Raw genomic sequence first — 23,484 nt, forward strand, 5'->3', positions numbered from 1 at the left:
GATTGGCTCTCGGCGACGGACCATTTCACCCGTAAGCTGGGCTCCAGCCACCCTGGAGCCCGGCATGACCGCCTTCGATGACCAGCCGACCCTGCTCGGCGACGCTCTGCAACTGCGCCCGCTGCGCGCCGATGACTTCGACGCGCTGTACGCCGCCGCCAACTCCCCCGAAACCTGGGCCGGCCACCCGGCCACCGAGCGCTATCGCCGTGAGGTCTTCGAGCCCTACTTCCAGTTCCTGGTGCAGGCCGGCGGCTGCCTGCTGATCCTCGACCGACACAGCGGCGAGGCCATCGGCTGCTCGCGCTACTACCCGGTGCCGGACCAGCCGGCCGACGTCGGCATCGGCTTCACCTTCATCAACCACCGCTACTGGGGCGGCGCGACCAACCGTGAGCTGAAGACGCTGATGCTCGGCCACGCCTTCCAGCATTTCGAGCGCGTGTGGTTCCACATCGCGCCGAGCAATATCCGCTCGCAGAAAGGCACGGCAAAGCTGGGCGCGACGCTGGCGTACCAGGCAGAACTGGACCTCTCCGGCACGCCAGCGCCATGGCTCTGCTATGAGCTGCCGCGCGAACGCTGGGCAAGCGTCGCGGGCAGCTAGCCGAGGTCAGACCCGCTCGATGCCCGGCAGGGTCCACTGCCCGGCCACTACCGGCTGCTCCGGCCCGTAGATGCGCAGGATCAGGTTGAACGGCCCCTGCCGGGTCGACGGCAGCCAGTTCGCCTGATGATCCTGGCCGGGCGAATCGGCCTGGATGTACAGCGTCACCCCGCCATCGGCGTCGCGCACCAGCGGATCGCGGCTGCTCAGGCAATAGCGCTGGATCGGATTATCGACCAGCTGGCGGTCCGGAAGATCGTAGAGCGTCAGCGACCAGAACTCCCTGGCCGGCGGCAACTGCCCGGGGGCAAAGCGCAGACGGTAGCGCTGTCCGCCTTGTAGCGGCTGCTGCGTGCTGTCCTTGCGACTGCCCAGGTAGATCGCCTCCTCCACGCTGTTGCCATAGATACCGCTGGCCGCCGCCGCCGCGCGGCTCAGGTAGTCGTTGTGCATCGCGGCACGGGTGCCGAACAGGCCGGCGGATGAGCGCAACGTGGCGCCCTTGGCTTTCAGTTCCTCGACACCCTGCTGGATGCCGGCGGCCAGCGCCTGACGCTGGGCAGGACTGAGCGCGGCCGGGTTGAACGGCAGCCCCGTTCCGATGCCGGCACGGACGAAACGCTGACGCAGCTCCCTCTCACTCGGGTCCACCGGGCAGAAGGCGAGTATCTGGTTCAGGTGCGGGATGAACCCCGCACCAAGGTCCCGCGGCAACTCCCAGGGCAGCCACTGCACGGCGGGTGCGGCAGCGGGCGCGGGTTTGCCGGCGAAGTCATGCAGCGGACGCAGCCGATACTGGCGCTGCAGATCGCGCACTGCCGGCAGGTCATCGGCGCTGCGCAGACCGGTACGACCCAGGACCATGGCGATCTGCGTCTCGCTGCGCAGCACCTGGCGGATACCGGCCGGCGTCTCGCCCTTCCAGTCGGGCCCGGCAACCAGGTAATCGCCGGCCTCGCGGCCGGTGCTGAGCACGCCGACATAACCGAAGTTGAAGGTGTACTGGTCCACCAGCTGGTGCACGTAGTAGCGGTCATCCGCCACGGCCGGCACGCTGAGCACCCAGGGCTCGGCGCGCAGGTCGAGCCAGGCCCAGGAGTACGGCGTGTCGTTGTTGGGGGTCACCACGTCGCGGTTCTTCGGGGTGAAGAGTTCGCTGTAATGGCGGAACACGCCGAAGCCACCGACATACTCGGGCGATGCCGGGTTCAGCGCCTGCTTCTGCATCGTCTGATAGTGCATCAGCATCGGGTAGGCGTAGATCCACGCCTGGCGGACGATGTCCTGGAACACGGCCGGGTCGCTTTCCAGCTCAGCGGGGGCAGCCAGCAGCCAGTTCGGCAGGCAGCCCAGGCCGAAGCCGAGCGCACCGCTGGCGCCGAGGAAACGGCGACGGGTCAGAATCGGGTTCATGGCCTACTCCTGGCTGTTGACGGGCTGCACGGCCGGCGGCTGGTAATCGCCCTTGAGCGCTTTCTGCTGCGGCAGGTACATGCGCAGGATCAGGTTGAACGGCCCCTGCGGCGCGGGCAGCCAGTTGTCGCTGCTGGCCGGCTGATCGTGCTGGATGCTCAGGGTCAGGCCGCCATCGGCATCCTTCTTCAGCCCGCCTTCGCTGTTGAGCGTGTAGCGGTTGAGCGGATTGGCCGAGAGCATCTGGGTCTTGCCGTCGTACAGGGTGACCGACCAGAAGGCGTCCACCGGCGGCAGTTGGCCGGGGGCAAAATGCAGGCGGTAGCTGCGCTTGCCGTCCAGCGGCTGGCCATCGGCGTCGACCTGGGTAACCGGGTACATCGCCTCGACCGCGTCGTTGGCGTAGAGGTACTTCCAGGCCACCGCCGCTCGGGTCAGGTCATCACTGCCGTAATGGCCGACATTGGCCGGGAATTTCTGCCAGCCATTGCTCGGCCTGGAGAAGTCTTCGGTGGCGGCGAGCACCTTGTTGCGGCCGTCCTCCGCACCCTGAGCGACGGCCTGGGCGATATCCGCCGGCAGTTGCGCGGGATCGAACGGCTTGCCGGTGCCCACGCCGATCTGCGCGAACTGCGCCAGTCGCTCCTGTTCCTGCGCGTTCCAGGCATGCCAGGAGGACAGTGCGTTGAAGTCGACGAAGACATTCTGCGCCGGGCCGGCCTTGGTCGGCTGGTACGGCGGTACGTCCATCTTGTGCGGCAGCAGGGTCGGCTGGGTGCTGCGCAGCTTGTAGCCATCCAGTACCGCCTTGGCGGCGGTGATGTCCGTCTCGCCGGCGACGGCAGTGCGGCCGAGAAGGAAGACGATGCGGCTGGACGAGCGGATCACCTTGCCGTGGAAGTCGTCAGGGGTCTTGCCGTCCCAGTCGGGGCCAGCGATCAGGAAGCTGCCGGCCTCGCGGCCGGTGGCGCGGGTACCGATGTACTCGAGGTTGTCGGTGCGCATGTCGATCAGCTGGAAACTGTAGTAGCGCTGCGGCACCGCCGGTACGTCGAGGACTACCGGGTGCTCGCGCAGGTCAAGCAGCGCATAGGAGTAGAGCGTGTCGTTGTTCGGCGAGACCACGGTGCGGTCTTCCGGGCCGAGCAGCGTGGTGCGGTTGTACAGGTAGTTGACCGGCAGCTTGGCGGCGATGGCCTGCAGGGTCTTGCCGTGTTCGGCGGTGGCGAAGCTGAACAGGTAGGCCTGCTCGGCCAGGGCGCGGGCCTGTTGCGCAGTGGGCGCGGCAGCCCAGGCGTGGCCGGCGAACAGGGGCAGGATGGCGAGTGCGGGCAGCCAGTGGCGCATGGGGGTTCCTCGTTCTTCTTGTTGGACCGCCCGGCCATGCGGCGCCGACGGCGGGTGTCAGGCCAGAGTGCGGCATCCGGCGCGGGCAGCGGTCAGCACCAGCGGACAAAAAGCGATCATGACGGGGCGTCGCCTGCTGCGCGCCGAAACAACAACGCCATCCCCACACCGCCGGGATGGCGCAAGAACCCCGGCCGCGCCCGGCCGGGGGAAGGAGCGCCGCGCTACTTCGCCCAGCGGCGCAGGTCGGACGGAGTGTAGTCGCTCATCTTCGCGTGCTGGCCGGTCTTCAGGCCGCTGTTCTCTTCATTCATCAGGCCGTTGACGAAGTAGCGCCCACTGATCAGGTCATAGGACGCCGCCAGTGCCTCGAAGGTGAACTGCTTGTCGTAGTACGGCATGGCGTGGGACTGATAGTTGCGCCACAGCTCGCCACGGCTGTCGTAGAGCTCGCCGAGGAGGATGTTCCAGCTGTCCTCGTCGAGGTAGTAGCGACGCTTGCTGTAGACGTGGCGCGCGCCCGGCTTGAGGGTCGCCTCGACGACCCATACGCGGTGTTTCTCGAAGCGCGCCAGGTCCGGGTTCAGGTGGCCGGTCTTGAGGATGTCGGCATACTTCACCGAGCGGTCATAGAGTCGGAAGCTGTTGTAGGGCACGAACAGTTCCTGCTTGCCCACCAGCTTCCAGTCGTAGCGGTCCGGCGCGCCGTTGAAGCCGTCGAGACTGTCGGCGGTGACCATGCCGTCGCTGTAGCGCGCACTGTTGTCATAGGCGATCAGCGGGGCGCGGCGCACCCGGCGCTGGCCGGGGATGTACTGCCAGGCCGCTCGGGGCGCGGCGCACCCGGCGCTGGCCGGGGATGTACTGCCAGGCCGCTCGCGGCTCGGCGACCTGGTCCATCGGCTCGTGAGTCAGCACCGCCTCTCCGGACAGCCGCGCCGGCTCCAGCACGCGGGTCTTGAACAGGTAAAGCAGGTTGGCGCCTTGCGGCAGGTCGTCGACGGTCTCGGCATAGTTCATGTCGGTCTGCGAGCGAACCAGGCTGTAGACGCCGTTCTCCTTCACGTTGGCGGAGCTGAAGGTGCGCTCGATGCTGCCGCCACGGTAGCGGGTGATGTGGTTCCAGATCGCCTCGACGCCTTCTTTGGGCAGCGGGAAAGGCACGCCTCGCTGGTAATTCAGCACCCCGTTGCCGCCGTCGGCGAGCTTGGCATTGCTGGCGTTGTCGCGGGTCGCTGTGTTGATCTCGGCGGGCAGCCGCGCGCTGCGGTGGCTGGGGTAGACCTCGATCTTGTAGGTCGCCGGATAGCGCTTGAGCATTGCCTGCTCGCCGGGGCTGAGCCACTGGCTGTACTGCCCGGCGTTGGCCGGGGTGATGGTGAACAGGGGCTTCTCGGCGGCGTAAGGGTTGGCGTAGCCGCCCTTGGCGTCGACCTGACCGGCGTCGGGTTTCAGGCCGCCGTCCCAGGCGGGAATGCTGCCGTCGGCATTGCCGGCCTTTTCGGCGCCGACCGGGGTCAGGCTGTTGCCCAGGTCGCCGGGAGTGGAAGCATGGGCGCAGAACGCCAGGCCCATGGCCAGTGCCAGGGCGGAGATTTTTCTAAGGTGCATGGGGCGGTTCCTCAAAAGTCGACCTTGGCGCTGACGCTGTAGAAGTCGCGGTCGTCGAGCGTGCTGTACTTGTTGGAGCCGAAGAAGCTGTTGTAGCCGAACTCCAGGCTGTAATCGTTCAGGTAGCTGAAGGCCAGCGACAGGCCGGCGGCCATCTGCCCTTCCTGGAACGGGCCGCCCGGATCGTAGGAGTAGCCCTCGACGTCGTGGCGGAAATTCAGGCTGGGCAGCATGTTCACCCCCGGCAGCACGTCGCTGTACTCCAGGCCGGCGCGCAGGCGGTAGCCCCAGGACCAGGGCGTGGTGAAGCCGCCATCGGTGCAGTAGCGGTTGGTCACGCCACTGGCCGCGGTGTTGCACTGGCTGCCGTTGAGCGGCGCGCTGCGCCCGAAGGCGGAGTTGCGCCCCAGGCGCTCGTCGCCGACATCGCCCACGTGCACCACGCCGGCCTCGCCGAGCAGGGTCAGGCGGGTGGCGCCGAGCACATGGTCGATGATCTGGGTGGCCGAGGCGGTCATCTGCCACACCGGCTTGCGTTCCCAGCCTTCCAGGGTCTGGCCGGTGGTGGAGGCGTTGGCCGGCACGTCGCTGATCGCCGAACTGCCGCCGGGGCCGGAGATCATCGCCACGTTCATGTCCGGGCCGTTGAGCGCCACCGGCATGTTCGGCCGGTAGCTCAGTTCCGCCGCCAGCGAGGTGCCCCAGCCGGGCAGCGCGCCGTTGATGCTCAGGCCGTAGAGGTGGATGTTCTCCGGGAAGGCGGCGGCGTACACCGGGCCCTGCACGCGACCGATCGGGAAGCTGCCAGGCTTGCTGACGTCCCGCGCGGTGAGTTCCAGGTACGGCAGGCGCGCGTGGTAGTTCACGTAGTAGAAGGCCGCCTCGGCGTCGTTCAGCGAGCTGATCAGGGTGCGCAGGGCAACGCCCCACTGGCCCTGGTCGGACGGGTCCTGGTCGTCGCCGTGGGAGGCGTACAGGCCGCTGGCCTGCATCTGCGTGTCGGTCAGCGTCTGGCTCAGGTACAGCGGGCCGCAGCCGGGCTGGATGGCATCGCTGGTGGCGAAGAAGGTGCCGCAGCCGTCGAGCACGCTGGGCCGCCAGTTGTACTGGTAGAAGCCTTCCAGGTTCACCTTGTCGGTCAGGCCGAGGTTGAACGAGAGCATCTCCACCGGCAGCTGGCCTTCCTTGATGTCCACGCCGGGTTTGTTGAAGGCGCTGTAGTCCAGCGGGTTGATCACGTTGATGCCGTTCTGGATCAGCACCGCCTCGCCCCAGGACAGTACCTGCTTGCCGAACTTGAGGTTCAGCGGGTGCTCGGCGACATCGAAGTCCTTCCACACATAGGCGTCGAGGGTGTCGAAGCCGTGGAAGCGCGCCAGGGTGGGCCAGCCGCTGTCGTCGAAGTCCTTGAAGCGGCCGTCGCCGGTCTCGTAGGCGTGGTCGTACCAGTACTTGAAGCGGATGAAGGCGCCCTGCCCCTGGCCGTCCAGGCTGAAGTCGGTGAGGCCCTTGAACATCTGCGAGATCGGGTCGCCCTTCTTGAAGTTCAGCCGGTTGTCGTCGGCGCTGACGCTGGTGCCATCGGCGTTGCCGATGTGCTGGGCCTGCAGCGCGTTGGCGTGGGTCATCAGGTGGCGGTCGGGGTCCTGCGCCGACCAGCTGGCTCCCAGACTCAGGGTGGTCTTGGTCGAGAGGTCCCAGTCATCGTTCAGCTCGAAGGTGGTGCCGTACGCCGAAAGGGGGCTGGCAACCGCGAGGGCGAGCAGCAGTGGATGGGCTGGAAGAAGCGGGCGCCGCCCGGGAGAGACAGGGAGGACGGCGACCGGATGGATTCTTGTCATTATTGGCTCCGGATAGGTTGTGCAGCGGAACCAACATGACCGGGGGCGGAGAAGTGTTCCCAAGCCCAGACCGACAAAATCCGATCATCTCCCTGACCGGATACGGAAAATCAGAAATGTCCGAGACGGAACTGCTTGGGCGTGACGCCGAAGCGCTTGCGGAAGGCACGGATGAAATTGCCGCTCTGCCGGTAGCCGATGCGTTCGGCGATCCGCTCGATGGGCTGGTCGGAGGAACGCAGCCAGATGCGCGCCAGGCTCAGGCCGTCGCCTTCCCCGTCCTTGCGCGCATCGCCCCATTGGCGTCGCAGGCTCTGGTAGAGGAACTCGTTGGCGCCCGCCAGCGGCGTGGTCAGCAACGCCGTGGGCAGCAGCAGGAACGGAGCAGGCGCCACCCGGCAGGGCACGCCCCATTCGTCGAGCGTCGCGGCGCAGCGCTGTTGCACAGCGATGCCTGCCTCCCGGCACGCCTGCGCCGCTGGCAGTCCGACGCGCCGGGCAATGTTGCGGATCAGGGTCAGCACCGCGGCGTCCAGGCCGAAGTGGTGCAGGTCGTCATGCACCAGCTCCAGGGTCAGGCGGGTGACCTCGCCCTCCTCTTCCAGGCGCGCCTGCACGCAGTTGGTCACCGACGGCAGGTACTGGCAGAAGGCGGCCAGACTGGTGCCCAGGTCCGGGGCGGAGTCCAGCAGGATGTTCAGCCCCTGCAGGCAGTGGGTGGACATGCTGTTGAGCAGTTCGCAACCGAACTGCGGGTTGCCACTGGCACGCTCGCACTCGCTCCACAGGCGCTCCACCTGGTCTGCCGGGATGCGCGCGCGATGATCCGCCAGCTGCGCCTCGGCGATTCCAGCGCGCAGGCGCAACTCTGCCGCGCACAATCCCAGGCGGGCGGCATGCAGGAGGATGGTGCTGGCGAAGGCGCTGGAGGCGAACAGCAAAGGCGACATGGGGCGGGTCCGGTTCGGCAGGCGGTTTACTAGACCAGCTGAGTCTGCTATCCATCAAATTCATTCGACTCAACGCTTCTATGCGCAGGACGCATGATGGAACTCAGACAGCTCCGCCACCTGGCTGCCCTCGCCGACTTCCAGAACTACCAGCGCGCCGCCGATGCCATCGGCCTCAGCCAGTCGGCGTTGAGCCGCAGCATCCAGTCCCTGGAGCGCGACCTCGACTGCTTGCTGGTGGACCGCCAGAGCCGCGACTTCCGCCTGACCGGCCAGGGCGAGCTGGTGCTGCAGCACGCGCGGCGCCTGCTGGCCGGCACCCGTTCGCTGCGCAACGAATTGCAGCAGTACAACGGCCTCGACGCCGGCGAGCTGCGTTTCGGCTGCGGCCCCTACCCGGCGCAGCTGCTGGTGCCCGAGGCGATGGCCGATTTCATCCGCGCCCACCCGGCGATCGATGTCGGCTTCCTGATGGGCGACTGGGAGCAGATGGCGCAGTTGCTCAGGGAGGAACAGGTGGAATTCTTCGTCGGCGACGCCCGCGGGTTCGCCGACGATCCCGAGTACCAGGTGCGCTGGATGGAGTTCCGCCCTGGCCGCTTCTTCTGCCGTCCCGGCCATCCGCTGGCCCGTACGGAGCAACTCAGGCTGGCCGACCTGCTCGACTTCCCGCGCGTCGGCACGCGTATTCCGCCGCCGCTGCGCAAGGTGCTGGCCGAGGTGATCGGCGAACGCGACTTCCACATGAACATCGAGTGCGCGCAGTTCGCGGCGATCCTGCACATCGTCGCGCGCTCCGACGCGGTCGGCCTGGCGGCGGTGGAAGCGCTGCACGACCCGGTGCAGCGCGGCGAAGTGGCTCTGCTGCAGATGACCGACATCCCCCAGGACCGTCCCGAACTGCGTCTGCAGTACGGCATCGTCAGCCGCGCCGGCTTCAGTCTGTCACCGGCTGCACAGGCGATGGTCGAGGCGATCTTCGCGGCGGACGAGCGCCTGCCGCGTGGGCTTGTCGGTGCCAGGCGCAATGCGTAAGGTCGTCCCGCCCGTCCCCATCGGTTCGTCGAGTCAGCACCCCATGAGCCCGGATTCCGCCCATCCGTCCAACGCCTTCTACGCGCCGACGCTGCTGCCGGCCATGGAAGAGTTGCTCGCCCGCGGTGTTGCCGCCGTCGAGCTGGAGGCCTGCATGCGCCGGACGCTGCTGGAGCTGCGCACGCCGCTGGTGCGCGTGCCGCTGTTCCTCTCCCGGCGTTTCTGGGACCTGGCCGAGCGTGCCAGCGGCGATGCCGCCATCGGCCTGCTGGCGGGCAAGCGCTTCGTGTCGACCCTGACCAATGGCCTGACCTACCTGTTCGATGTGGCGCCGACCCTGGAGGCGGCCTGCACCTACTTCGCCCGGTACTTCCCCTACTTCAACGGATCGCTGCGTGTGGAATTGCGCGTGGAAGGTGACAGCATCGCCCTGGTGCTCTCCGAGTGCGGCGCGCTGCTGTCAGGCCGGCAGAGCCGCGAGTACACCCTGGTCGGCATCTGCAGCCTGCTGCGGCGCAAGCTGCTGGCCAGCGGCCTGGCCCAGGACCCGTTGCTCGGCATCCAGTTGCCCGGCCACGCGCCAGCGGACACCGAACTCTACGAGCAGACGCTGCGCGCGCCTTTGCACTGGCGCAGCGATACGCCGGAGATGGTGTTGCACCTGCAGCCCGCACTGTTCCGCCATCCGCTCTCCCCGGCCAACCCCGAGCTGGAAGCCACCCTCGTTGGCATCGTCGAGCAGGCGCGAGGGCAGACTCAGAGGACGCTGCTGGACGAAGCTGCCGACCATATCGCCAGCGCCCTGGCTGAAGGCGCGAACTTCCAGTCGTTCTGCAGGACCCGCCATCTCACCGAGCGCACCGCCGCAAGGCGCCTGCTCAGCCAGGGTTGGCGCTACAGCGAGCTGCTCGACGAGCAGCGCCGCTACAAGGCGCTCGATCTGCTGGACGATGCGGCGCTGTCGCTCGCGCAGATCACCGACCTGCTCGGTTACGGTGACCTGCAGAGCTTCTCCCGGGCATTCAGCCGCTGGTACGACAGCAGCCCGGGAGCGTGGCGCGAAGCGCGGTTGCGCAAGGGATGAGCATGGCGCTCCCTGCCATGATTGCCGGGGGGAATACGCCTAGCGGGTCCAGAGCGGATCAGTGGTGAAGGCGATGGTCAGCCAGCGGTTGGGACCTTCGCCGCCGATGGCCTCGCCGATCTCGTCGCGCAGCCTGTCCCACTCGGCGAGCGTCTGCGCCGGCCAGTCCGGCGGGACGATGAAATACAGCTCGATCTGCTGCGCGCGCCCGACCTTGGCGACGTAGGCCTGAAACCCCAGGAAGCCATGCTGCGCGACGACGGTCGCGGCGACCTCGTCGACGTGCTCCTTCAGCTCTGGTGGGGTAACCAGGAGGATGTCCTTGAAGGCCTGGCGGATGGTCAGGAAGGGAATCGGCAGGATCACCAGGCAGATCAGTGCCAGCACCGCCGGGTCGACATACGGGCCGATGTGCGCGTAGCCGCTCACGGTGGCCACATCACCGACCAGGAAGGCGATCAGCAAGGCCAGGGAAATGCTGCCGGACATCACCCAGGACTTCGCGTCGAGGGCGACGAAGTCCGAGCCGATGCGTTTGTTGGCGCGGAACTGCACCGCCGCCAGGGCGAAACACACCAGCGTGGCAACCGCCGCGTAGAGGATGGCGAAGCCGAACTCCAGCGCATGGCCGCCCGTCAGCAGCCGGCCGATGGCGTTGATCAGCGCATACAGCGTGACGCCCGACAGCAGCGTGCCGTTGAGCGCCAGCACCATGGGTTCCAGGTGCCAGAAACCCATGTTGAAGCGTTCGGCCAGGCGCCGGCTGGCGTCGCCTTCGGTGGTGTGGCGGCGGATCAGGGTCGCCACCATCAGCGCCAGGCCGCTCATGCTGGCATCGGCCAGCGAATAGACACCGTCGAAGACGATGGAAAAGGATCCCGAAAGCAGGCCGACGATGATCCCGAAACCGGCCAGCAGGACGGTGACGATGATGGAAAGCCGCAGGATGCCCTGTTCTGTTTTCATGGCTGGCGTGCTCCTCGCGCCTTGAGTGGTTGCGTTGCCGGAAACAGGCCCTGAGGGCACTGGCGGCTTCGCTGGGGGGCGCGACTATATGCCAGCGCCGGCACCAAGGCTATTGGCGCCCGGGCAAAGTCGCCATGCGCTTTCGCAAGGACGCCGGCGGAGGGACTGGGCCCTGGCCGGCGGAGCCCCCGGCGGCCCGGCCAATGCCCGGGCGGCCCATGACTGCATATGCTGCGCGCCACTGGCCGCTGTCCTGATGCATCGGCAAGCGCCAGCGAGGGTTGCTCCAGCAACTGCCGAACAAGGAAGTGTCATGCGTACCGTGAATCTCGTGGTCATGCTTGCAGTGGCGGTCATCGGTGCGCTGCTCGGCGCGACCAACCTGCTCCTCGGGGAGCATCCCAGGCACCTGCCGTTGATGGCATCGCTACTGGGCCTGATCCTGATATCCCTCGCCTATGCCCTGCTCCTGGCGAACCACGCGGCAAAGGGCCTGGGCGGGCAGTTGCTGGTCCTTCTGCTGTACATGGTCAGCATCGCCGCCGGATTCGTCACTTGTGGCAGTCTCGGCCTGGTCCCCTACACCATGGCGAGCGAGAGGGTTGGATTCCTGCCGGCGCTGAACCATGTCTGGCGCACCGTGCTGACCTTTGGGGTACCCGCCGTAGGCGCCTATGCGCTGGCCGTCTTCCACTTGCGGCGGCGGAGCGCCGCCCTCCGCCACCTCTCTGACCAGTAGCCAGCAGCGCGGCCTGGTCAGGCCCTGCGCAGCGGCACCTCTTGCAGCAGCCACGACAGCGCGAAGGCCGCGCCGCTGACCAGGCACGCCACCAGGAACACCCAGTGCATCGACCCGGAGAAGGCCTCCAGGTAGGCCTGCTGCAGCGCCGCCGGCAAGGCATGCACATCGGCCGGCGACAGGTTGGCCGCGGAGGCCGCGCTTGCAGGGAAGCTGCTGGTGAGACGGCTCATCAGCTCGTGGGAGAACAGCGCGCCGAACACCGAAACGCCAATGGAGCCGCCGATGGAGCGGAACAGGGTCGCGCCGGAAGTGGCGACACCCATGTGACGGAATTCGACGCTGTTCTGCACCGCCAGGATCAGCACCTGCATCACCATGCCCAGCCCGGCGCCGAGCAGGGCCATGTAGAGGTTCATCTGCAGCATCGACGATTGCAGGTCGAGCCGGCTGAGCAGCGCCAGGGCGATCGCCTGCAGCAAGGTGCCGACGATCGGGAAGACCCGGTAGCGTCCCCAGCGGCTGATCAGCCGCCCGGTGATCGCCGAGACCACCAGCATCGCGCCCATCAGCGGCAGCATCTGCAGGCCCGCGCTGGTCGGCGTGGCATCCTTGACCACCTGCATGTACAGCGGCAGAAAGGTCACCGAGCCGAACAGCGAAACACCGACGGTGAAGCCGATCAACCCCGCCAGCACGAAGGTGCGGTGGCGGAACAGGTGCAGCGGCATGATCGGTTCCGCGGCGATGCGCTGCTCGTGGACGAAGCCGATGATCCCGACGACGGCGAACAGCGCCAGGCAGAACATGTCGACCGAAACCCACTTCACGGTGCTGCCGCCCAGGCTGGTGATCAGCACCAGCGAGGCCAGCGCCAGGGTCAGGAAGAAGGCGCCGAAATAGTCGATGACGTGTTTCACCCGCGCCACGTGGGGGCGGAAGGCGCTGCCGATCACCGCCAGGGCGAGGATACCCAGCGGCAGGTTGATGTAGAAGATCCAGCGCCAGGACAACTGCTCGACCAGGAAGCCGCCCACCAGCGGGCCGACCACGGTAGCGAGGCCGAACACGCCGCCGAACAGCCCCTGGTAGCGGCCGCGCTCGGCCGGCGGGATCACATCGCCGATGGCCGCCATGGCCACCACCATCAGGCCGCCCCCACCCAGGCCCTGAAGCGCGCGCAGGAGAATCAGCTGGGTCATGTTCTGCGCCAGCCCGCAAAGCGCCGAGCCCGCCAGGAACAACACGATGGCGATCTGCAGCACCAGCTTGCGGCCATACAGGTCGCCGAATTTGCCGTACAGCGGCACCACCACGGTGGACGCCAGCAGGTAGGCGGTCACCACCCAGGACAGCAGGTGCAGGCCGCCCAGGTCACCGACGATGGTGGGCAAGGCAGTGGACACGATGGTCTGGTCCAGCGCCGCGAGGAACATCACCAGCAGCAGTGCCGCCAGCAGGAGTGGAATGGAAGGCTGGGTCGCGCGGGCGTCGGGCGTGGCGTCCGCGCCCAGGGCTTGTTCGGAAACCGATGACATGGGGCTGACCTGTGGTAATGAGGCGTCGTGGGCGCGAACTCAGGCGTCGGCGCCGGGGATGCGTTGCTGGTACTGCCGGCCCACTTCCCTGAGGCCGGCCAGGGTGAAGCTGTAGAGTTGCGCGGCGACCACTTCACCGGGCATGTCGAGGATGTCGCGCAGGGCGCCGTGACCGCCGCGCGGGCCGATCAGCAGCATCGCCCAGGGCGCGGTCACGCTGAGGATGCAGGGCACCAGCGAGGGATCGTCCGGCGGTATCCCGGTGATCTCGCTGAACAGTTGCTTGAGCAGCGTCAGCTTCAGCGCCTTCTGCGGATGCAGTACCTCCTGACCGTGGCTGCTCGGCGCCAGGGCTTCAGCGGCGAGCACCCGCAGGTGCCAGCTCTCGCGTCCGCGCGAGGCCTTGCGCACCACCAGTTCGGTCAGCGCGAGCAGCTTGTCCGGCGCCGGCTGCGCGGCCTGGATGATCCGCTGCAGGTCGGCGATGTCGAGAAAGCGCTTGCGCGCTTCCCCCAGCACCGCCTGGTAAAGGCCGCTGCGGCTGCCGAAGTGGTAATTGATCGAGGCCAGGTCCACTTCCGCCTTCGCCGCCACCGCCTTGTTGCTGGTCTCGGCGAATCCGAGGGTCGCAAACAGCTCACCGGCGGCTTCGAGGATGCGGATACGGGTCGCTTCGCCGTCTTTACGGGATTCGCGGGAGGCCATGGCTATTCCTGGGCGCAAGAACGATGTCGACCAGCCTGCCGCAGGCTAAACCTAAATTCAATTTAAATTTAGATTTAACGACGAACTGCGCCCCGTCGACGGCCCCGGGATCAGCTGCCGCGGCTCTGGGAAACGCTTTGCGCAGGGCATCCAGCGCCTGCCGGTTTACCCTTTGCCGACGAAACAGCGACGATTTGTGCTGATACAGGTGATCCCGAGAGCTGTATGGAATAACCTTGCACCACGCAATCAACCTCGAAGCTGTGAATTGAACGATGGGTTTTGAACAACTAGCTGGGCTACGTGACCGCCTGCGGGCTGAAAAAGAGCAGGCCAAGGCCGCTAACGAGAAACGCCGCAAGCCAAAGGCCGCACCGCAGGAGAAACCTCGCGAGCAGGATCCGGCGCTGGAAGCGATCTGGCGCTTGCAGCGGCATTTTCCATTGGCCTTCCCGGTGAATCCGGCGCCCAAGGTTCCGCTCAAGGAGGGGATTCTCAAGGATGCCGAGCAACACCTGGCGCAACTCGGGATTACCAGCGAGCAGCTCAAACTGGGCGTCGCGGCCTGGTGCAAGGGAGCCCGCTACTGGGCCAGCATGCTGGAGAACGCGCCGCGCCTGGACTTGAACGGCCAGCCCGTCGGCACCGTGACCGCCGCTCAGGCGCTGCACGCGAAGCAGCAGGCTTCCCGGCAACGCAGCCAGGAGCGCCGCAATCGCGAGAAGCTGAAAAACCGCGCTGCTGCCGCCGATACCGCTGAGACCACCGCGGCCACTGCTGCCACCGAAGCTCAACCTTCCGACTGAATCGGGCCGCGTGCTGCATCGCATCGGCATCACCCGGCTGGGTGACTGTCCGATGCGGCAGCCCGCTTCCGGTCGGATGCCTGCGCCATCAGAAGCGCGCAAATCGCTGCCGATACTCAGTCGGAGTAAGCCCGGTCAATTCCCGGAACATGCGCCGGAGATTGGAGTCGCTGCTGAACCCCAGTTCTTCGCAGATGGATTTGATCGACGCCGACGTCAGCGCCAGTCGCTCGCCCACCTGAGCGAGTTTGATGCGGCGCACGTATGTTGCTGCAGCCAGCCCCGTTTCAGCCCTCACCTTCCGCGCCAGCGTCCGTTGCGACATGCGCAGCGCGTCCGCCAGTTTCTGCAGCGTTATCTGTTCGGCCGGTAGCGAATGCACAAGCGTATGCACCCGCCGCAGGAACTCGCCGGGCTGCTCGATCAGGCTCACCGACTGGAACACATCGTGGCTCTGCGTGGGGCGCGGTAGCACCATCAGTCGAATCAGGTCGTGCAATGCCGACTGGCTGACATGCGCCTCCAGTAATGCCTGGGCGATCGGCAGGTAACCATTGACGCCGCTGGCCGTCGCGGTGCGTTCGTTGAAGACGCAGTGCCTTTCAATCTGCCAGCACGTGTCCGAGTAGCGCTGGATCAGCGTGTCGGCCAGCCACCAGGTGGCCGTTGCCTCTTCGCCTGCCAAACGCCCTGACGCAGCGGCAAGGATCACGCCCGTGCAGTAACTCCAGACGCTGCAGCGCCTGCCAATCCGAGCGAGGGCGCCGATCAGCTCGGCATTGGCGGCCACAGCGGCCTCAGCCTGACTGACAGACTCGGCCCAGAAACCGGGGACCAGGACCGCGTCGAGAGTCAGCCCGGAAATGGCGTGGCCAGCGGTGAGCTGCAAGCCGTGAGCGCACTCGACTACCCCCGCTCGACTGCCGACGTATTGCGTCTCGAACAGCGCCGCCCCTGAACGCCGGTTGGCAGCGTGAAGCAGGTCATTGAAAGCCAGAAGGCCTGCGGGCATGCAGTTGGGAAACAGGACAAGACCGATCCGAAGCGTGCTGGGCATGGCAGGAAATGAATGAATTGTGGCTGAAGCTGCCATTATGAACGCTTCAGCAGGCGGGCACCATGAACCCATTACTTGGAAGAGGTGCACGATGAAGATTCGGCAGATCCGCAACGCAACCATCATTCTGGAACTGGACGACAAGCGAATCCTGGTCGATCCGATGCTCGCCGGCAAAGGTACCCTCCCTTCGCTGCGGCTGTTTTCCTCTCGGCAGCGGAACCCGACCGTCGAGTTGCCAGACTCGGCACAGCAGGCCCTGAATGCGGTCACACACTGCCTGATCACGCACTGCCAGAAAGGTCATTTCGACCACCTTGACCGGGCAGCCATCGCCTGGCTGGCTTCCCGCAATATCCCGGTCATCTGCACGCCACATGACGCCGCCTACCTGGCCAGGCGAAAACTCAACGTTCAGCCGCTGGCGGAGGGACACCGTGATCCGGTCGGGTTTCTCGGCGGCCTGATCCGCACCGTGCGGTGCACCCATGGCGGCGGCCTGGTCGGACGCATGATGGAGCACGGGGTTGGCTATCTGATCGAATACCCGGGCGAGCCCAGCATCTATCTGGCCGGGGATACCGTACTGACGCAAACCGTCCGGGAATTCGTAACTCGGCACCAACCGCAGGTCAGTGTCATACCCGCCGGAGGTGCGCGTTTCGATGTGGGTGGCGACATCATCATGGGGGTGGCCGATGCCCTGGAATTCGCCAGCCTCAGCGCAGGCACCGTCGTTGCAAACCACCTGGAAGCTATCAACCATTGCCCTGTCACCCGACAGGAACTCAGGCAGGCAGCCATCGAGAGGGGGGTTGCGCACAAGTTGCTCATTCCCGCCGATGGCCAGTGCCTGGAGATCGGGCTGCACGGGGAACGTCCGCTTCCGGCTGTTGCGTCTGCCGGTTGACTCCACGGTCCCAGCGGCCGATGAGCAAGGCGGTGAACCGCGTGACAGCAAGCCTGCAATGGTTGCTGAAGCTCGCGAGCCAGTCAGCCAGTCGTACCCTGCGGCAACTCGTGCGGGTGTGAGCCTTCGAGCTTGCCGTCATCCTCGCTGACCAACTCGCGCAACGTATCGAGGAACAGCTTGATCACCGGCGAGTTGTCGTCCGCGCGGTAGGTGGCGTAGAGCGGCACCTCCGGCAGAGCGGGTGTCAGCCGCCGGAAGACCAGCCCGGCCGGCGCCATCGGCTCGATGGACGCCGGCAACAGCGCCACGCCGAAACCGGCGCGTACCAGGCTGAGCAGGGTCTGCACCTCGATCACCTGCTGGCGGATCTGCGGGGTGAACCCGGCCTTGATGCAGCACTGGTAGAGGAAGTCGGCAAAGCGCGACTGCTTGAGCTCCAGCGCCACGAAAGGCTCCTGCGCCAGGTCCAGCGGTGCGAGGCTGTCGCGCCGGGCCAGCGGATGATCGGCCGGCATGACCACGCGGATCGGCTCGTAGAGCAGCAGTTCATTGCGCAACTGCGGATCGTCGTAGCCGACCCGGAACACGCAGGCATCGATGCGTTTTTCCTTCAACGCCTTGACCTGTGCCGCCGGGGTCATTTCATGCAGGCGCCAGGACACCTGCGGGTAGCGCTCGCGGAACAGGTGCAGGGCCCGCGGCAGCACGCCGATCATCACCGAGCTGATCATGCCGATCTCCAGCTCACCCACCTGGCCGCGCCCGGTCTGACGGGTCAGAGCCAGCGCGCGCTCCAGTTGTTCGAACACCAGCGGCACCTGCTCCTTGAGCATCTGTCCGGCCGCGGTCAACTCGACCCGATGGTGGCTGCGCTCGAACAGCGGCGTCCCGAGTTCCTCTTCCAGCAGACGAATCTGCTGGCTCAGTGGCGGCTGGCAGATGTGCAGGCGCTCGGCGGCCCGGCCGAAGTGCAACTCGTCAGCCAGGGCCATGAAGTACCGCAACAGGCGCAGGTCCATGAAGGTTACCCCAGGGTCAGTGGTGTCGAGCGCTGGCGCACGCCGGTCAGGCTGAACAGAGCATTGGCGATGGCCGGAGCCACCGACGGGCTGCCCAGCTCACCGACGCCACCGGGTTTGCCCGGCTCGCCGTCGAGCACCAGGATGTCCACGGCCGGCATGTCCGACATGCGGGTCACCCGGTAGTCGTGGAAGTTGCTCTGCACCACCCGCCCCTGCCTGATGTCCAGGCGGTCGAACAGCGCGTGGCCGAGCCCCCACATCAGGCCGCCGTAGATCTGCTCTTCGACACCCCCTGGCGACACCGCCAGCCCGCAATCGACCACGCAGGTGAGCTGGTCGACGCTGATGGCTCCGTCCTTTCTGGACAGCCTGGCGATCACCGCAATGAAGCTGGTGTAGCCCTGGTTGGTGGCAATGCCCAACGCCGTTCCCTCCGGCAATGGCTGGCCCCAGCCGGCACGCTCGGCAGCGCGCTTGAGCACCGCGACGTGACGGGGCCGTTCGTGCATGTTGGCCAGGCGAAACGCCAGCGGGTCCTGCCCCGCCCCATGGGCCAGTTCGTCCATGAAGCTTTCCACGGCGAACACGTTGGGGATGAAGCTCACCGAGCGATACCAGCCGCTGGGCACGCCGCTCTCATGCCGGACCCAGGCCAGGTCCAGATTTGCCGGGCGATAGGCGAAATCCCACGCGGTAATGGCTTCGGTGGTGCTGTAGTCCATGTGGTCCGGGCGCTCGAAATAGCCCGGTTCCCATTGCTCCGGCGAGGCCGGCGATACCGCGTCGAGTTGCAGGGCGGTCAGGCGCCCTTCAGCGTCCAACGCGCCCTTGGCCCGGTGCAGGGTAGCCGGGTGCATGAACAGTGCACGCATTTCGTCTTCGCGGCTGTTCATCAACTTGACCGGCACCCCGGCCTGCTGCGCCAGATAGGCCACTTCGAACAGCCAGTACTTGGACTCGCGCGCGCCGAAACTGCCACCGGACACCAGCTCGTGGATAGTGACCTTGCCCTTGGCGATCCCGCACACCGTTGCAGCGGCCTCCAGTGCCCCCGACGGCACCTGCACACCGCCCCAGTAGGTGATGGCGCCGTTGGCTACCTGAGCGGTGATACACACCGGTTCCAGGGGGTTCTGCACCTTGTACGGCATGCGATAGTCGGCTTCGAGCAGCTTCGCGGCTTTCGGCCACTGCTCCGTGACATCCCCCGCCGCCAGTGCGGTCACCCGCAGCGCGGTCTTGTCGTCAATAGCCTCCGCCTGCACGGCCGCCAGCTGATCGCTGTCGAACCCGCCCAGGGGCGAATCGCTCCACTGCACCTGCAACAACTCGCGCCCCTGGCGGGCAGCCCAGTAGTTGTCGGCAAGGACAGCGACGCTCTCCTGATTGCCGCCCAGTACATCGGGCCTGCCGGGAATCGCGATGACCTTGCGCACGCCCGGCACCTGCAGCGCCGCGCTGGAGTCCAGCTTCAGCACTTTCGCGCCGATCACCGGCGCACGCTGAACCACCGCCACCAGCATCTGCGGCAGCGTCACGTCGATGCTGTAGGTGAAGCGCCCGCAGACCTTGGCCGCCGCATCCCGCTTGTGACGCAACTTGCCGATGTACTTGAACTGCCGCGGGTCCTTCAGCGTGACCTTGTCCGGCGCCGGCAATTGCGCGGCGAGCCCGGCCAGCTCACCGTACCCGCAGCTGCGCTGCGTGGCCGCATGCAGCACCCGCCCTTCCTCGGTGGTGCAGCTCTCGGGGGTGACTTTCCACTGCCGCGCGGCTGCCGCGATCAGCAGTGCGCGGGCCGTCGCGCCGGCCATGCGCAGGCGCTCGTATTCCAGCGAAACGCTGGTGCTGCCGCCCGTGGAGTAGACCTTCCAGATCGGGTGGATGTAGGCCTCGAAGAACGGGTCTTCCGGTGTGATCACCTGCACGGTCATCGGGTTGACGTCCAGCTCCTCCGCCACGCACGCGGCCAGCGCAGTCTGGGTGCCGGTGCCGGAGTCGTGCTTGTGCACCACCAGTTTCACCGTGCCGTCGGGCAGTACCCGCACCCAGGCATTGGGTTCGAATTCAGCGTTTGCAGCCGTGGCCTTGGAGCCCGCCGCCATCGCGTCGGTGGGCAGATAGAGGGCAATCGCCAGGCCGGAAGCGACAGTGGCCGCCTGCTTGAGGAAACGCCGACGCGAGGGTTCGACAGGCATGTCATCGACGAATCGCATCACGCCTCCTTCGGCGCGGACGCCGCACGTTTGATGGCCTTGTTGATCCGCCCGTAGGTGCCACAACGGCACAGGTTGCCGGACATGGCATTGCGGATCGAGTCATCGGTCACCGCCGCTCCCGTGCCGAGCAGTGCGGCGGCGGACATGATCTGGCCGGATTGACAGTAACCGCATTGCGGGACATCTTCGGCAACCCAGGCCAGCTGCAGCGGATGCTCACCAGAAGGCGACAGGCCTTCGATGGTGGTGATGCGATGCCCCGCGACGGCGGCTACCGGCAGCTGGCAGGAACGCACCGCGACACCATCCAGATGCACGGTACAGGCGCCGCACAGGCCCATGCCGCAACCGAACTTGGTGCCGGTCAGTTTCAGGTGGTCTCGCAACACCCACAACAGCGGCATGGACGGTGACGCCTCTGCCAGCTCGTGTCGTTCGCCGTTTACCGTTAACTCGATCATTGTCAGGCTCCAGGAGAGCGGCCCGTCTTTGCGCGGGCCTGGTGACCGAATAGTGGTAACCCGGGAAAATTCGGGCCAGCAACGATTTCTGCCATCGTGTGTAAGCAGGACTAACAGCATGTACAAGCGATACCCGTCGGTGCAGTCCATGAGTGCTTTCATCCAGGCCGCGCGCAGCGGCAGTTTCTCCAGCGCTGCGCGCAAGCTCGACCTGACCCACAGCGCGATCAGCCAGCAGATTCGATCCCTTGAAGACTTCGTCGGCCAGGCGCTGTTCGTGCGCGAGGGCGGCGGCAGCAAGCTGACCGATGCCGGGCAGCTGTTCGCCAGCGTCCTGACCGATGGGCTGGCGCAGATCGACCGGGCGCTGTCCTCGGTGAAGAACCGCCGGGTGGCGCAACGACTGACGCTGGACGTGGACAGCGAACTGGCCCAGAGCTGGCTCAATCCACGGCTGCCTGAACTGCTCGATGCGCTGCCCGAGCATGAGGTGGCGCTGCTGTCGATGCCGCGTGCCGAGCGCGTTTCCTTCGAGCGGGTGGACCTGGCGCTGCGCTACGGCTATGGCGACTGGGAGGACTGCGAGATGACGCAGATCTGCGGCGACCGGGTGATGGCGGTGGCCTCCCCGGCGTTGCTGGCGCGCCATGGTTTGCAGGTCCCGCTCACCCCCGAGCAGATACTCGAACTGCCGCTGCTGGGGTACACGCGGCGCTCGTGGATTCCGTGGCTGGACTCGGTCGGGATGGCGCCGATCGAGCCGGGCGCACGGATGGTCTTCGACAATGCGGCGAACCTGATCGCCGCGGCTGAAGCCGGAGTCGGTGCGGGGCTGGTGCGCGGCCTGCTGGCGGCGGACGCGCTGAGCGCAGGACGCCTGGTGGAGCTCAACGAGGCGGCGATTCCGGCGCACTACAACCTGTACGCGGTGTGGCCGCCTGGTCAGGCTGAACGGGTGGCGCCCGTGGTGGAGATGATCAAGCGGATGGCTTCGCGAACCCAGGGCTGAGCGCGCCGCACTCGCCGGTGGCAGGCGCAACGCCACACCGGCAAGGGCCCATATCGAGCAGGTATCAACCCCTCGCCCAATTAATATTGTACGAACCTTCCTACCCCTTCCAATACTGCCCCCCAAGCAGCCAGCGTCCCACAGCGGATGCGACCAGGCGAGGGAATGCGCGAGTCTGTCGCGCATAGAAACGGCCGATTATCCGGGACGTGGTTGCTGCGAACCGCAAGGTTCCCTTCCCCGCTATCAGGAGATCGACTTCAATGATCATCGATATCAGCTGCTATCCGACGGACCAGGTTGACCTGGCCTGGAGGCATGACGGCGACCCGTTCACCGGCGAGCGTCTGCTGGAGATGATGGATGGCCCGTACATGGTCAACGGCAAACCTCGCCGCATCGACAAAGCCTTCATCCAGCCGCCGCAGGGCAACACCATCTACACCTGGACCGACGGCGAACTCAGCGGCCGCGAATCCATCGACGCCTACATGGCCTACACCCTGAAGATGGTCCAGACCTACCCGGACCGCTTCATCGGCTGCTTCGTCTACAACCCGCGCTGCGGCGTGGAGAACGGCGTCGAAGCGATCGAGCGCTATGTCACCGAACATGGCTTCAAGATGGTCCAGATGCAGGCCAACATGCACGCCTATCGCCCGGACCGGGCGCTGGACTGGGTCCGCCCGGCCTTCGAGAAGTGCGCCGAGCTGGGCATCCCGGTGAAGCTGCACACCGGCGACGGGCCCTACAGCATCCCATCGGAATGGGTGCCGATGATCAAGGAGTTCCCCAACGTCAATTTCATCATGGCCCACTTCGGTGTGCAGACCGGCGGGGTCTACGTGTTCGAGCCGATGCAATGGGCGATGGAACTGCCCAACGTCTACTGCGAGTCGGGCTGGTGCCTGCAATCGCGGATCGTCGAGTTCGCCAAGGTGCTGCCGACGCACAAGATCCTCTTCGGCACCGACACCCCGCCGAACGAGCCGGGCATGTGGCTGCGCCTGCTCGAAGTGCTCTGCCACGAGCCGCCCCAGGGCCTCAACCTCGACGAGGACACCCTCGAGGAATACCTGGGCAACAACACCGCACGCATGATCGGGCTCGAACCGACTCCACCGCCGCGTTCCGTTTCCGAAGCCGAGGCGCAACTCAAGCGCCCCGTCACGACTCAACTGGCCAGGAGCTGAACCCATGATCATCGATACCCATCTGCACCCCACCAACCTGGTCGACGAGGCCTGGCGTCACACCGGCGAGCCCTTCACCGGCGAGCGCATGCTCAAGCTGATGGACGGCCCGTACATGATCAACGGCAAGCCGCGCCGCATCGACATGGGCTTCATCCAGCCGCCGCCGGGCAATACCGGCTACCGCGACGGCAACCGCCGGGGCCGTGAGGGCGTGCGGGACTACATGTCCTATGTCGCCGAACTCTGCGTGACCTACCCGGACCGTTTCATCGGCAACTTCACCTTCAACCCGCGCTGGGGCCCGGAAAATGGCGCGGCGGAGCTGGAATTCCACGTCAAGGAATACGGCTTCAAGATGCTCAAGCTGCACGCCAACATGCACGGCTACCGCCCGGACCGCGCACTCGACTGGCTGCGCCCGGCGATGAAGGTCTGCGCCAAGTACAACATCGTGGTGCTGATCCACACCGGCGACGGGCCCTACACCATCCCGACGATGTTCTACCCGATCATCCGCGAGTTCCCGATGGTCAACTTCATCATCGGCCACTTCGGCATCCAGACCGGGGGCAACTACTCGTTCGAGGCCTTCTGGATGGCCATGGACACGCCCAACGTGTACTGCGAATCCGGCTGGTGCTTCCAGTCGCGGATCGTCGAGTTCGCCAAGGACCTGCCGCGCCACAAGATCGTGTTCGGCACCGACTCGCCGCCGAACGAGCCGGGCATGTGGCTGCGGGAACTGGAGGTGCTGTGCTCGCCGGCACCCCAGGGCCTGGGCATCGACGAGGACCACCTCGAGGACTACCTGGGCAACAACATCGCCCGGCTGTGCGGCATCGAGCCGACACCGCCACCCAGGAACCTGGCCGAGGCGGACCTCCGTCTGAGCAAGACCTACCTGTAACACAGCGGGACTTCCAGGCGCACAGATGAACCGGTGTTCGATCGGGCAGGCCGCTGGC

The 23,484-nt window shown here is 66.3% G+C and carries 20 protein-coding genes and 1 pseudogene; 9 read left to right on the top strand and 12 right to left on the bottom strand.

Going from position 1 to position 23,484, the window contains the following annotated elements:
* The first annotated feature begins 64 nt into the window (after positions 1-64).
* Positions 65-607, top strand: coding sequence for a GNAT family N-acetyltransferase (locus J2T47_RS25015; RefSeq protein WP_253452850.1), 543 nt, complete (start codon positions 65-67; stop codon positions 605-607).
* 6 nt (positions 608-613) lie between these two features.
* Here J2T47_RS25015 and J2T47_RS25020 read toward each other — a convergent pair whose 3' ends face one another.
* The 5 genes and pseudogenes from J2T47_RS25020 to J2T47_RS25045 form a co-directional block, all read right to left on the bottom strand.
* On the bottom strand, positions 614-2,020 hold the full coding sequence (locus tag J2T47_RS25020) for a DUF1254 domain-containing protein (RefSeq protein WP_253452851.1): 1,407 nt from the start codon (positions 2,018-2,020) through the stop codon (positions 614-616).
* A gap of 3 nt (positions 2,021-2,023) precedes the next feature.
* Entirely contained in the window at positions 2,024-3,367 is a 1,344-nt protein-coding gene (locus J2T47_RS25025; protein WP_253452852.1) for a DUF1254 domain-containing protein, read from the bottom strand.
* A gap of 224 nt (positions 3,368-3,591) precedes the next feature.
* Positions 3,592-4,978, bottom strand: a pseudogene (locus J2T47_RS29520) (DUF1329 domain-containing protein).
* Between the two features lie 11 nt (positions 4,979-4,989).
* Positions 4,990-6,819 (bottom strand): DUF1302 domain-containing protein, encoded by a 1,830-nt coding sequence (locus J2T47_RS25040; protein WP_253452855.1) that lies wholly within the window; start codon positions 6,817-6,819, stop codon positions 4,990-4,992.
* A 110-nt stretch (positions 6,820-6,929) separates the two neighbouring features.
* The gene (locus J2T47_RS25045; RefSeq protein ID WP_253452856.1) at positions 6,930-7,769 is read right to left on the bottom strand and encodes an AraC family transcriptional regulator ligand-binding domain-containing protein; all 840 of its coding nucleotides are present in this window, start codon (positions 7,767-7,769) and stop codon (positions 6,930-6,932) included.
* 96 nt (positions 7,770-7,865) lie between these two features.
* Between J2T47_RS25045 and J2T47_RS25050 the strand changes: the two genes are divergently transcribed.
* Positions 7,866-8,804, top strand: coding sequence for a LysR family transcriptional regulator (locus J2T47_RS25050; RefSeq protein WP_253452858.1), 939 nt, complete (start codon positions 7,866-7,868; stop codon positions 8,802-8,804).
* 43 nt (positions 8,805-8,847) lie between these two features.
* On the top strand, positions 8,848-9,888 hold the full coding sequence (locus tag J2T47_RS25055) for an AraC family transcriptional regulator ligand-binding domain-containing protein (protein ID WP_253452860.1): 1,041 nt from the start codon (positions 8,848-8,850) through the stop codon (positions 9,886-9,888).
* Between the two features lie 39 nt (positions 9,889-9,927).
* Here J2T47_RS25055 and J2T47_RS25060 read toward each other — a convergent pair whose 3' ends face one another.
* Positions 9,928-10,854: a cation diffusion facilitator family transporter gene (locus J2T47_RS25060; protein ID WP_253452861.1), complete on the bottom strand. Its 927-nt coding sequence runs from the start codon at positions 10,852-10,854 to the stop codon at positions 9,928-9,930.
* A gap of 313 nt (positions 10,855-11,167) precedes the next feature.
* Here J2T47_RS25060 and J2T47_RS25065 point away from each other — a divergent pair, with 313 nt between their 5' ends.
* The gene (locus J2T47_RS25065) at positions 11,168-11,593 is read left to right on the top strand and encodes a hypothetical protein (RefSeq protein ID WP_253452862.1); all 426 of its coding nucleotides are present in this window, start codon (positions 11,168-11,170) and stop codon (positions 11,591-11,593) included.
* Between the two features lie 17 nt (positions 11,594-11,610).
* Here the strand turns inward: J2T47_RS25065 and J2T47_RS25070 are convergent, their stop codons facing one another.
* Both J2T47_RS25070 and J2T47_RS25075 read right to left on the bottom strand, forming a co-directional pair.
* Entirely contained in the window at positions 11,611-13,131 is a 1,521-nt protein-coding gene (locus J2T47_RS25070; RefSeq protein ID WP_253452864.1) for an MDR family MFS transporter, read from the bottom strand.
* Positions 13,132-13,170: 39 nt separating this feature from the next.
* Positions 13,171-13,836 carry a TetR/AcrR family transcriptional regulator gene (locus J2T47_RS25075; RefSeq protein WP_253452866.1) on the bottom strand — a complete coding sequence of 222 codons (666 nt, stop codon included), beginning with the start codon at positions 13,834-13,836 and terminating at the stop codon, positions 13,171-13,173.
* A gap of 275 nt (positions 13,837-14,111) precedes the next feature.
* Here J2T47_RS25075 and J2T47_RS25080 point away from each other — a divergent pair, with 275 nt between their 5' ends.
* Positions 14,112-14,642, top strand: a complete 531-nt coding sequence (locus J2T47_RS25080; RefSeq protein ID WP_253452868.1) for a ProQ/FinO family protein — start codon at positions 14,112-14,114, stop codon at positions 14,640-14,642.
* An 88-nt stretch (positions 14,643-14,730) separates the two neighbouring features.
* Here the strand turns inward: J2T47_RS25080 and J2T47_RS25085 are convergent, their stop codons facing one another.
* Positions 14,731-15,735: a GlxA family transcriptional regulator gene (locus J2T47_RS25085; protein WP_253452869.1), complete on the bottom strand. Its 1,005-nt coding sequence runs from the start codon at positions 15,733-15,735 to the stop codon at positions 14,731-14,733.
* 55 nt (positions 15,736-15,790) lie between these two features.
* Here J2T47_RS25085 and J2T47_RS25090 point away from each other — a divergent pair, with 55 nt between their 5' ends.
* Positions 15,791-16,609 carry an MBL fold metallo-hydrolase gene (locus J2T47_RS25090; RefSeq protein ID WP_253452871.1) on the top strand — a complete coding sequence of 273 codons (819 nt, stop codon included), beginning with the start codon at positions 15,791-15,793 and terminating at the stop codon, positions 16,607-16,609.
* 83 nt (positions 16,610-16,692) lie between these two features.
* Here the strand turns inward: J2T47_RS25090 and J2T47_RS25095 are convergent, their stop codons facing one another.
* From J2T47_RS25095 to J2T47_RS25105, 3 genes are read right to left on the bottom strand one after another with little or no spacing between them, the layout of a single operon-like run.
* Complete coding sequence (locus J2T47_RS25095) at positions 16,693-17,631, bottom strand: LysR substrate-binding domain-containing protein (protein ID WP_253452872.1); 939 nt, start codon at positions 17,629-17,631, stop codon at positions 16,693-16,695.
* A 5-nt stretch (positions 17,632-17,636) separates the two neighbouring features.
* Entirely contained in the window at positions 17,637-19,850 is a 2,214-nt protein-coding gene (locus J2T47_RS25100; RefSeq protein WP_253452874.1) for a xanthine dehydrogenase family protein molybdopterin-binding subunit, read from the bottom strand.
* Positions 19,850-20,314: a (2Fe-2S)-binding protein gene (locus J2T47_RS25105; RefSeq protein WP_253452875.1), complete on the bottom strand. Its 465-nt coding sequence runs from the start codon at positions 20,312-20,314 to the stop codon at positions 19,850-19,852. Before J2T47_RS25105 ends, J2T47_RS25100 begins: the two co-directional genes overlap by 1 nt.
* 118 nt (positions 20,315-20,432) lie before the next feature.
* Here J2T47_RS25105 and J2T47_RS25110 point away from each other — a divergent pair, with 118 nt between their 5' ends.
* The 3 genes from J2T47_RS25110 to J2T47_RS25120 all read left to right on the top strand — a co-directional run bounded on the left by J2T47_RS25110 (position 20,433) and on the right by J2T47_RS25120 (position 23,426).
* Positions 20,433-21,323 (top strand): LysR substrate-binding domain-containing protein, encoded by an 891-nt coding sequence (locus tag J2T47_RS25110; RefSeq protein WP_253452876.1) that lies wholly within the window; start codon positions 20,433-20,435, stop codon positions 21,321-21,323.
* Positions 21,324-21,586: 263 nt separating this feature from the next.
* A complete protein-coding gene (locus J2T47_RS25115; protein ID WP_253452877.1) occupies positions 21,587-22,516 on the top strand; it encodes an amidohydrolase family protein in 930 nt (309 codons plus the stop codon).
* A gap of 4 nt (positions 22,517-22,520) precedes the next feature.
* Complete coding sequence (locus J2T47_RS25120; RefSeq protein WP_253452879.1) at positions 22,521-23,426, top strand: amidohydrolase family protein; 906 nt, start codon at positions 22,521-22,523, stop codon at positions 23,424-23,426.
* Positions 23,427-23,484 lie beyond the last annotated feature (58 nt).

The sequence above is a fragment of the Pseudomonas nitroreducens genome, from assembly GCF_024170165.1.
GTDB classification, from domain to species: domain Bacteria; phylum Pseudomonadota; class Gammaproteobacteria; order Pseudomonadales; family Pseudomonadaceae; genus Pseudomonas; species Pseudomonas nitroreducens_C.